At 70.6% G+C, this 8,446-nt stretch carries 9 protein-coding genes; 3 read left to right on the top strand and 6 right to left on the bottom strand.

The features are described 5' to 3' along the window. Positions 1–365: 365 nt before the first annotated feature. From VIP82_RS14830 to VIP82_RS14815, 4 genes are all read right to left on the bottom strand, one after another. Entirely contained in the window at positions 366–683 is a 318-nt protein-coding gene (locus VIP82_RS14830) for a hypothetical protein (protein ID WP_331909925.1), read from the bottom strand. An 81-nt stretch (positions 684–764) separates the two neighbouring features. Continuing rightward, a complete protein-coding gene (locus tag VIP82_RS14825; RefSeq protein WP_331909923.1) occupies positions 765–1,580 on the bottom strand; it encodes a DUF4184 family protein in 816 nt (271 codons plus the stop codon). Between the two features lie 42 nt (positions 1,581–1,622). After that, positions 1,623–2,909 (bottom strand): tyrosine--tRNA ligase, encoded by a 1,287-nt coding sequence (gene tyrS, locus VIP82_RS14820; RefSeq protein ID WP_414684685.1) that lies wholly within the window; start codon positions 2,907–2,909, stop codon positions 1,623–1,625. Between the two features lie 109 nt (positions 2,910–3,018). Further along, the gene (locus VIP82_RS14815; protein ID WP_331909919.1) at positions 3,019–3,972 is read right to left on the bottom strand and encodes an aldo/keto reductase; all 954 of its coding nucleotides are present in this window, start codon (positions 3,970–3,972) and stop codon (positions 3,019–3,021) included. Between the two features lie 54 nt (positions 3,973–4,026). Here VIP82_RS14815 and VIP82_RS14810 point away from each other — a divergent pair, with 54 nt between their 5' ends. The 3 genes from VIP82_RS14810 (at position 4,027) to VIP82_RS14800 (ending at position 5,818) form a co-directional block, all read left to right on the top strand. Then, positions 4,027–4,416 (top strand): MerR family transcriptional regulator, encoded by a 390-nt coding sequence (locus tag VIP82_RS14810; RefSeq protein WP_331909917.1) that lies wholly within the window; start codon positions 4,027–4,029, stop codon positions 4,414–4,416. Positions 4,417–4,518: 102 nt separating this feature from the next. Next, positions 4,519–5,136, top strand: coding sequence for a DNA-binding protein (locus VIP82_RS14805; protein WP_331909915.1), 618 nt, complete (start codon positions 4,519–4,521; stop codon positions 5,134–5,136). A 79-nt stretch (positions 5,137–5,215) separates the two neighbouring features. After that, positions 5,216–5,818, top strand: a complete 603-nt coding sequence (locus VIP82_RS14800) for a hypothetical protein (RefSeq protein WP_331909913.1) — start codon at positions 5,216–5,218, stop codon at positions 5,816–5,818. Between the two features lie 21 nt (positions 5,819–5,839). Here the strand turns inward: VIP82_RS14800 and argH are convergent, their stop codons facing one another. Together argH and VIP82_RS14790 are read right to left on the bottom strand one after the other, a co-directional pair. Then, positions 5,840–7,270: an argininosuccinate lyase gene (argH, locus tag VIP82_RS14795; protein ID WP_331909911.1), complete on the bottom strand. Its 1,431-nt coding sequence runs from the start codon at positions 7,268–7,270 to the stop codon at positions 5,840–5,842. Next, positions 7,267–8,430 (bottom strand): heparan-alpha-glucosaminide N-acetyltransferase domain-containing protein, encoded by a 1,164-nt coding sequence (locus VIP82_RS14790; protein ID WP_331909909.1) that lies wholly within the window; start codon positions 8,428–8,430, stop codon positions 7,267–7,269. Before VIP82_RS14790 ends, argH begins: the two co-directional genes overlap by 4 nt. Positions 8,431–8,446: the final 16 nt, after the last annotated feature.

Genomic DNA, 8,446 nt, shown 5'->3' with positions numbered 1-8,446 from the left:
ACCAAAAACGAATATCAAACTGACATCCATGAATTGATCCAAAAAGGACCCCCACCAACCAAACAAATGGTCAGCGAGGATACAAAAATTGGCATTTGACAAGTGCACGCTGTTGAGTTCTCAAAGATCGGACGCACCAGCCAGCGCGAATCTCTCGACCCGCTGCCCCGGCTGGGCAACTTCACTATCTTATCTCGCCGAAGCGATCCCGTCAAATCGACCGGAGCTCCTCGTACGAGGCTCCAACCTGCCCGCAAGCGGATGATCCGCGAGGCGGATCTTCAGGAGTGGAGGTTGTTCACTGCTTGAGGGGAGCCAGGCCTTCCGGCCTTCCGCTCTACCCTTTGGGGCGAACAAGTAATACTTTACGTGCGACCGGCCCACCCGTCGAATCCAGCCCGCACCCCGGGCGTGTCGCACCCCCACACCCGCGGAAACACGCGGATTCCCCCCGCCCGAGTCACCTGCGCGGCGAGCCGGAGATCAGCGGCCGGTCCCGCGATCGCCTCGCTGCGCTCCCCCGAATCGCGCAGCCGCAGCACCGCCGAGAGGTGAATCGTGATGACCGTCGTGCGTCCCCCGCACTCGACGGGCGTACCGCGCTCGGCACCCATCTTGACGACCCGGTCGAGGACCGCACGGGCGGCCGAGGCGCCGGGGCAGACCACGACGTCCGGATCCACTGCGGCGACCTCGGCGTCGAGCCGCGGCCCTCCCCTGGCCGAACCACGCCGTCGGGGGTATCGTCCTCCCGTCGTGCCGGGTCAGGCCTGCGAGGAGGATCGCGCGCGCAGCGCCTGGATCACGAGGCAGACGACCACCGTCGCCGCTCCCCACACCGCGCACGCGGGCGGAAGCACGCGGTACGCCAGATGCGCTGCGGTGAACTCGGCGTCGAGCGGACCGTGCGCCGCGAGCCCCCACACCCAGGCCACCGCGAGCACGACGGGGAGCGAGACCCACCACACCCAGCGCATGGCATCGGGCAGGACGCGCGCAACGGATGCCGCCGCCGGCCGTCGACGCAGCCACACCAGCATCCACACACCGATGATCGCGAGACCGATCGCGCTCGATCCGTGCTGCAGCCACTTGTAGCCGGGCCGCGGTCCCCACTCCGCCGCCAGCACGGGGATCGCGGCCGAGCCCCAACGCCCCTCGTGCGTGAACAGATCCCACACGATGTGGCTCACGACACCGATGAGCAGCGAGACGACGAGCAGCAGCATTCCGGTCCACGGCGCACGCCGACCTCCGGTCGGAGCGATCGCGAACGTCTCTCGCCACGCGGCGCCGGCGCCGGCGTCCCACTCCCCCGGCAGCCGCGCGGCCAGCCACCGCGGCGACAGCTCACGCGCGGCGGGCCGCAGCACGCATCGCCATGCGAGCAGCAGGATGAGCGCGAGCAGAACCGTCACCGGCAGCCACCCGAACGCGTGCGTGCGGCCGTAGTGCAGCGGGAGTCCTCGGACGAACAGCGGCAGATCCGGCGTCATCGCGCCGATCGCGATCGCGGCGGGCACCAGCGGCGTGCGGAGGAACGGCAGCGCGACGACGGCGTGGCTCGGAGTGAACGGCATCCGTCACCCTGTCGCCGGCGTCGCGCTGCTCACCGCGCCGCGTCAGCCGACGAAGAGGCCCGCGAGCGTCTTCTTGCCGCGCCGGAGCACGGAGACCCCACCGGGCAGCGCGCCCGACACCGTCGCCGCGTCGTCGTCGACCTTCACGCCGTCGAGCGAGACCCCGCCCTGCGCGATCGCCCGGCGGCCCTCCGACAGACTCGAGACCAGCCCGGTGTCGACGAGCGCCTGCACCACAGTGGTCCCTGCGGGCACAGCGGCGTTCGGCAGCTCCTCGAGCGCGTGGCGCAGCGTCGTCGCATCGAGGGCGGCGAGGTCGCCCTGGCCGAAGAGAGCCTCGGATGCGGCGATCACCGCCGCCGCGGCATCCGTCCCGTGCACGAGGCTGGTGACCTCCAGTGCCAGGCGCTTCTGCGCGGCGCGACGGAACGGCTCCTCGGCGACGAGGCGCTCGTACTCCTCGATCTCGGCCCGCGTGAGGAACGTGAAGATCTTCAGGCGCTGCACCACGTCGGCGTCGTCGGTGTTGAGCCAGAACTGGTACATGCGGTACGGGCTGCACATCGCGGCATCGAGCCAGATGGCATTGCCCTCGCTCTTGCCGAACTTCGTGCCGTCGCTGTTGGTGATCAACGGGGTGCCGATGGCGTGCACCGAGGCACCCTCTACGCGGTGGATGAGGTCGGTGCCGCTGGTGAGGTTGCCCCACTGATCGCTGCCGCCGGTCTGCAGGACGCACCCGAACTGGCGGTAGAGCTCCAGGTAGTCCATGCCCTGCAGGATCTGGTAGCTGAACTCGGTGTAGCTGATGCCCGCCTCGGAGTTCAGTCGCGCGGCGACGGCGTCCTTCTTGAGCATCGTGCCGACGCGGTAGTGCTTGCCGATATCGCGCAGGAAATCGATGGCGCTCATGGGCGCCGTCCAGTCGAGGTTGTTGACGATGCGGGCGGCGTTGTCACCTTCGAAGCTCAGGAATCGCTCGACCTGCGACTGCAGGTACCCGACCCACTCGTTCACCGTCTCCTTGGTGTTGAGCGTGCGCTCGGCCGAGGGGCGCGGGTCGCCGATGAGGCCGGTCGATCCGCCCACGAGGCCCAGCGGCTTGTGACCCGCGAGCTGCAGGCGGCGCATCGTCAGAAGCTGCACGAGGTTGCCGAGGTGCAGACTCGGCGCAGTCGGGTCGAAGCCGCAGTAATACGTGATCGGGTCCCCGGCGAGAAGGGCGCGCAGCGCCTCCTGATCGGTGGACACATGCACGAGCCCACGCCATACGATCTCGTCCCACACGTTCTCGAACGCCGGGTCGATCGCAGGCGCGGTCGCGCTCACGAGGGTTTCAGACACGCGAGCCAGGCTATCAGCGCGGATGCGGAGGCTTGCGCGTCGCCGGCGCAGGATGCCTCGACGCGACGACGACGGCCGAGTCGAGGCATCCGGATCAGGCCGCTGCGTCGAGCAGCGCAAGCTGGTCGCTCGTGAGCGGAAGGCGCACGGCCTCCATCGCAGCGTCGAGCTGGTCGAGCTTGCTGCCGCCGAGCATCGGTCGCACGCCGTGCGCCACGTGCCACGCCAGCACGGTCTGTCCGCGCGTCGCGCCGATCTCGGCCGAGACCTCGTCGAGCGCCGCGAGGCGTCGCTCATTGCCGACGTGATCGTACGGCTCCGGGATCTGCTTGGCGGGGTTGTCGTACGCGCCCGACAGCAGCGGCGTGTAAGCCCAGACCTCGAGCCCGTGGGCATCCGCGTAGTCGCGCTGCTCGTCGCTCAGCACGCCGAAGCGGTGCTCCACGCCCGGAGGCCGGGTCCCCGGTCGCACACGCAGGTACGTGGCGTTGAGCTGCAGGGCGTCGAGCGGGAGAGATCCGATCGCGCGCGCATGCGCACGGGCCCGCTCGACCCGCCAGGCGGGGTGGTTGGATGCCCCGACCCGGCGTGTCAGGCCGGCTCCGGTGAGCTCGGCGAGGGCCTCGACGGTCTCCTCGATCGGCGTGCGGCGATCCTCCTGATGGAGCCACAGCAGGTCGACCGCCTCGACGCCGAGCCGGTCGAGGCTGCCCGCGAACGCATCGAGGACCGCGCGTCGCGACAGGCCCGCGCGACCGGTGGGCCACGAGCCCGACCACAACGGTTCGGCGCCGAGCTTGGTCGCGATGCGGACGCGGTCGCGCACACCGGGGCGGGCTGCGAGCCAGCGACCCAGGACGCGTTCGCTGTCGCCGCCCTGCCCGTCGGCGCTCGCCCAGAAGCTGTAGCAGTCGGCTGTGTCGATCCAGACGCCGCCGCGCTCGACGAAGCGGTCGAGCAGCGCGAAGGACGTCGGCTCGTCGATGGCCGTGCCGAACATCATGGCGCCGAGCACGAGGGGGGACGTGGGAGGTACGGAGTTCGTCATGTCCCTACTGTGCAATCTGGAGTTCGCTCCAGGTCAAGCTCTATTCTGGCGGACATGACGACGTACACGCCGGCGGAAGCCGCTGCCCTCTCCGGCTTCTCGCTCGACACGCTCCGCTACTACGAGCGCGAAGGCATCCTCCCGCGGGTCTCCCGGAGCGCCGGCGGACACCGCCAGTACTCGGATGCCGATCTCGGCACGCTCGGCTTCCTCAAGTGCCTCCGAGAGACGGGCATGCCGATCGAACGGCTGCGGCGCTATGGCGCTCTGTGCCGCGACGAGTCCACGGTTCCCGAGCGGATCGCGCTGCTCGAGGAGCATGCCGCTGCCGTCGAAGCGGCGATCGCCGACCTGCGGTCCCAGCAGGACAAGCTCACCGAGAAGCTGGACTGGTACCGCGGTCGGGTCAGTCCTGCGACGGTTGCCGCACCATCGGCGCTATAGTCACCTGACTTAAGTTAGCGATGCTTTAGCCTACAGGCTCGCTCAGATAAAGCTTCACTGCTAAACTGTGCACTACTCGATCTCCTGGACTAAAGGAAAGCGATGTACGTCCTCACAGCCGATCAGCGCGCCAGCCGCGTGAACGCCGACGCCGTTCCGTCCGCTCTCGCCGTCGTCACCCGCCGCGGCGCGGGAGGGCTCGCCCTGCCGCCCGAGCGCACGGCAGGTGACGAGCTGCAGGTCGCGGTCGCCGACCCCTCGGCGGCTCTGTCCATCATTCTCGAGCTGACGAGGGCCGGCGAATGGGCCGTCGGCGTGGGGGTGGGCGCGGTCGAGTCGCCGCTCCCGCAGAGCGTCCGGGCGGCACGCGGGGAGGCCTTCATCAACGCGAGGGACGCAGTCGATCGCGCCAAGAAGACACCGACCCGGCTGGCCGTCACCGCACCCGCGGGCGGAGAGGACGCCGAAGCGCTCGTCCGCCTGCTCGTCGAGCTGCGCGACCGCCGCACCCCGGAGGGCTGGGAGGTCTACGACCTGCTCGCCGACGGGCTCACCCAGCGCGACGCCGCCGCACGCCTGGGCGTGTCGGAGGGCGCGATCAGCCTGCGCGCCAAGGCAGCGGCGCTGCGTGTCGAGGAGTCCGCCGTCCCCGCACTGGAACGCGTGCTGGCGCGCTTGGATGACGGGACGCGCACCGTCTCGCCGCCCGAACGCGGGTGAGCGCGCCGGCGACGACCGGCTTCGTGCGTACGGGATGCCGTACGCCGGCGCCGTCGAGGGCTCGTGCCAGACTGACGCCATGGTCCTCCCCGACGTCGTGCTGACCGCCGCGCTCTCGATCTTCCTGTTCGTCGCTCTGTGCGCGGCGCTCGTGCTGGTGGTCGTCAGTCTTCGCAAGCCGACGGACGTCCCGCTCATCGTCGCGGGCGTCCTCGTCGTGCTGTGCCTGCTGGCGGTGACGGTGTCGCCCGTCAACGTGCCGCTCCTGCTCGGCCTGGGCATCGCACTGCTCGGCACCGCCCTGGCCGTCCTCGGCGGCAATCCCATCACCCGGCGCATTCTCGACGTCGCGAGCCACGGCCGTGTGGAAGAGGGCGACAACGGCGGCATCCTCCTGCGTGCCCCGTCCCTGCCGGGAGCCGTCGCCGGCGAAGGCGCCGGTGCCGTCCGCGAGGTGATGCGCGGGGGCACCACCATCGGCTACCTCGAACGCGTCGCGGTGACGCTCGGGATCATCGCCGGGTTCCCCGAGGCGATCGCCGTGGTGGTGGCCCTCAAAGGCATCGGCCGCTTCTCGGAGCTCGCCAGCGCCGAGGCGCGGGAGCGGTTCATCATCGGAACACTCGCGAGCCTGGTGTGGGCGTGCGTCGTCGGCGCGCTCGTGCGGCTCGCGATCTGGTGATCGCTGCCGGGACCCAGAGAGCTAGAGCCCGAGGGCGTGGGCGGTCGCCTGCACGCGCTGGATCAGCTCGGCCCGCTGCTCGGCCACTCTGACCGGCGCCGTCCCGCCGACACCGGTGCGGCTCGCGACGGACCCCTCGACGCTCAGCACCTCACGCACCTCGGGCGACAGGTGCGCCGACACCGATGCGAGCTGCTCGTCGGTGACCTCGTGCAGCTCGATCCCGTTCTCCTCGCAGACGCGCACCAGGTGACCCGAGATCTCGTGCGCGTCGCGGAAGGGCACACCGCGCTTGACGAGCCACTCGGCGACGTCGGTCGCGAGCGAGAAGCCCTGGGGCGCGAGCGCCGCCATGCGGTCGGTGTGGAAGCGCATCGTCGCCACCATGCCGGCGAACGCCGGCAGGACGGTCTCGAGCGTGCGCACCGAGTCGAAGACCGGCTCCTTGTCTTCCTGCAGGTCGCGGTTGTACGCGAGCGGGAGCGCCTTGAGGGTCGCCAGCAGCCCGGTGAGGTTGCCGATGAGACGGCCCGCCTTGCCGCGGGCGAGCTCGGCGATATCGGGGTTCTTCTTCTGCGGCATGATGCTCGAACCCGTCGAATACCCGTCGTCGAGCGTCACGAAGCCGAACTCGCGGGTGTTCCAGAGGATGATCTCCTCGGCGAAGCGAGAGACGTCGATGCCGATCATCGCCGCGATGAACGCGAACTCGGCGACCACGTCACGCGACGAGGTGCCGTCGAGCGAGTTCTCGGCGGGCCGGTCGAGACCGAGCTCGCGCGCGACGAGCTGCGGATCCAGCCCGAGCGTCGAGCCGGCGAGCGCGCCGCCGCCGTACGGCGACACCGCGGCGCGGGCGGACCAGTCGCGCAGGCGCTCCAGGTCGCGCAGCAGCGGCCATGCGTGCGCCTGCAGATGATGGGCAAGCAGCACCGGCTGCGCATGCTGGAGATGGGTGCGACCGGGCATGACGGCGTCGGGGTGCGCTTCCGCCTGCGCGACGAGGGCGTCGATGAGACGCAGGATCTCGCGCGCGACGGTGCGCGAGTGGTCGAGCAGGTACATCCGCACGAGCGTCGCGATCTGATCGTTGCGGCTGCGGCCGGCGCGCAGCTTGCCGCCCAGCTCCGCGCCGACGACACCGATCAGCGCCTGTTCGAGGGCGCCGTGCACGTCTTCATCGGATGCCGCGGGCAGCAGCGTGCCCTCGGTCAGGCCTCGCGCGAGCACGTCGAGCCCGTCGTGCATGGCGAGCTCCTCGTCAGGAGTGAGGTACCCCGCGGCGGCGAGCGCCTTGGCGTGCGCGTGCGAGCCTGCGATGTCGTAGAGCGCGAGGTCCCAGTCGAAATGGGTGGATCTGCTGAGCTCCGCCAGCTCCGGGGACGGCCCCGTGGCGAAGCGGGCTCCCCACAGTGCGCCTTCGTTGGTGCCGTCGACCTTCGATTCACTCACTCGACAAGCCTATCCGCAGGGTCCGTGCGCCCTCGCTCGTCCGCCTGGCCGCCGGCCCGGCGATCCCCGGGGACGGCGAAGCGCGAGGCGGCATCCAGGACGGTCTCCAGCGGGCCGCGTCCGATGAGAAGCGCCCACGCGGTACAGAGGAGGACGGTCGCGATGGTGAGTGGCCAGAAGGGCCTCAGCTCGCGGAATCCGGCGAGGTCGCCGACGCGGTCCAGAGTCGCGGCCGCGATCGCCGCCCACACGACGAGCTGCAGCGTGTACGCGCTGAGCGGCATCGCGCCGACGGCGCGCAGCGGCAGCACCACCCATCTCACCGCGGTGCGGCACAGGAGCAGGCACGCCCCGAGGACGGCGAGGGCGAAGCCTCCGGACCCGATGACCTCGAGCAGGCCGGTGGAGTGCGGTCGCGCCGTCCAGAGCGCCCCGAGGAACGAGGCCGCCTCCGTCTCGGGGCGTGTACCGGAGGCGGCATCCGCCCCGTAGGCGACCGCGGCGAGGAGCGCGCCGGCGACGACCAGCCACACCTGCACCCGCGGGCGGGTCACGCCCGCTCGGGCGACGCCGAGTCCCGCGACGACGAACGCGATCCACGTCGTGAACGGATAGTGCCAGCCGAGGGCCATCGACACCGGATACCCGGCGGCCGACGTCCACAGCGGCAGCGCGTCGAGGAAGACCTGCACGAAGGGCATGACCACGGCCAGGGCGCCGGCCAGCGGCAGCAGCACGCCGGCCGGCAGCGATGTCAGCGGAAGGGCGAGCAGGAACATGAGGGCGTACGCGGGGAGGATCACGTACACCGGCACCCCTGTGGCGATGAGCAGGATGCCGAGCACCCACAGCAGACCCGCCCGCACGGCGAGCCGCGCGCGCGCCGTGGTCATCCGTGCGGCGTGCAGCGGCATCCGTCCGCCCGTCATGAGGCCGATGGAGACGCCGGCGAGTGTGGCGAACAGGATCGACGACCGGCCCTCGACCACCGTGATCCAGGTGTCGGGCCGAGTCCAGTCGAACGACCCGGTGATCCACAGCAGGTGCGCCGCGAACATGCCGAGCACGGCCAGCCCGCGCGCCAGATCCACACCGCCGATGCGGCCGGGACCGCTGAGGCGGTTCCAGCGCGACCCGAGCCAGCCGTCCTCACGCGGCACGGTGCGTTCCGTCCGG

The sequence above is a fragment of the Microbacterium sp. genome (genome assembly GCF_036566905.1).
GTDB lineage: Bacteria > Actinomycetota > Actinomycetes > Actinomycetales > Microbacteriaceae > Microbacterium.
This window is presented reverse-complemented; position numbering and strand designations above follow the sequence as displayed.

Bases quoted from the DNA above. Each gene is read 5' to 3' on its own strand.
- VIP82_RS14825 (WP_331909923.1), bottom strand. From the start codon at position 1,580: ATGCCGTTCACTCCGAGCCACGCCGTCGTCGCGCTGCCGTTCCTCCGC.
- VIP82_RS14815 (WP_331909919.1), bottom strand. From the start codon at position 3,972: ATGACGAACTCCGTACCTCCCACGTCCCCCCTCGTGCTCGGCGCCATG.
- VIP82_RS14810 (WP_331909917.1), top strand. From the start codon at position 4,027: ATGACGACGTACACGCCGGCGGAAGCCGCTGCCCTCTCCGGCTTCTCG.
- VIP82_RS14805 (WP_331909915.1), top strand. From the start codon at position 4,519: ATGTACGTCCTCACAGCCGATCAGCGCGCCAGCCGCGTGAACGCCGAC.
- VIP82_RS14800 (WP_331909913.1), top strand. From the start codon at position 5,216: ATGGTCCTCCCCGACGTCGTGCTGACCGCCGCGCTCTCGATCTTCCTG.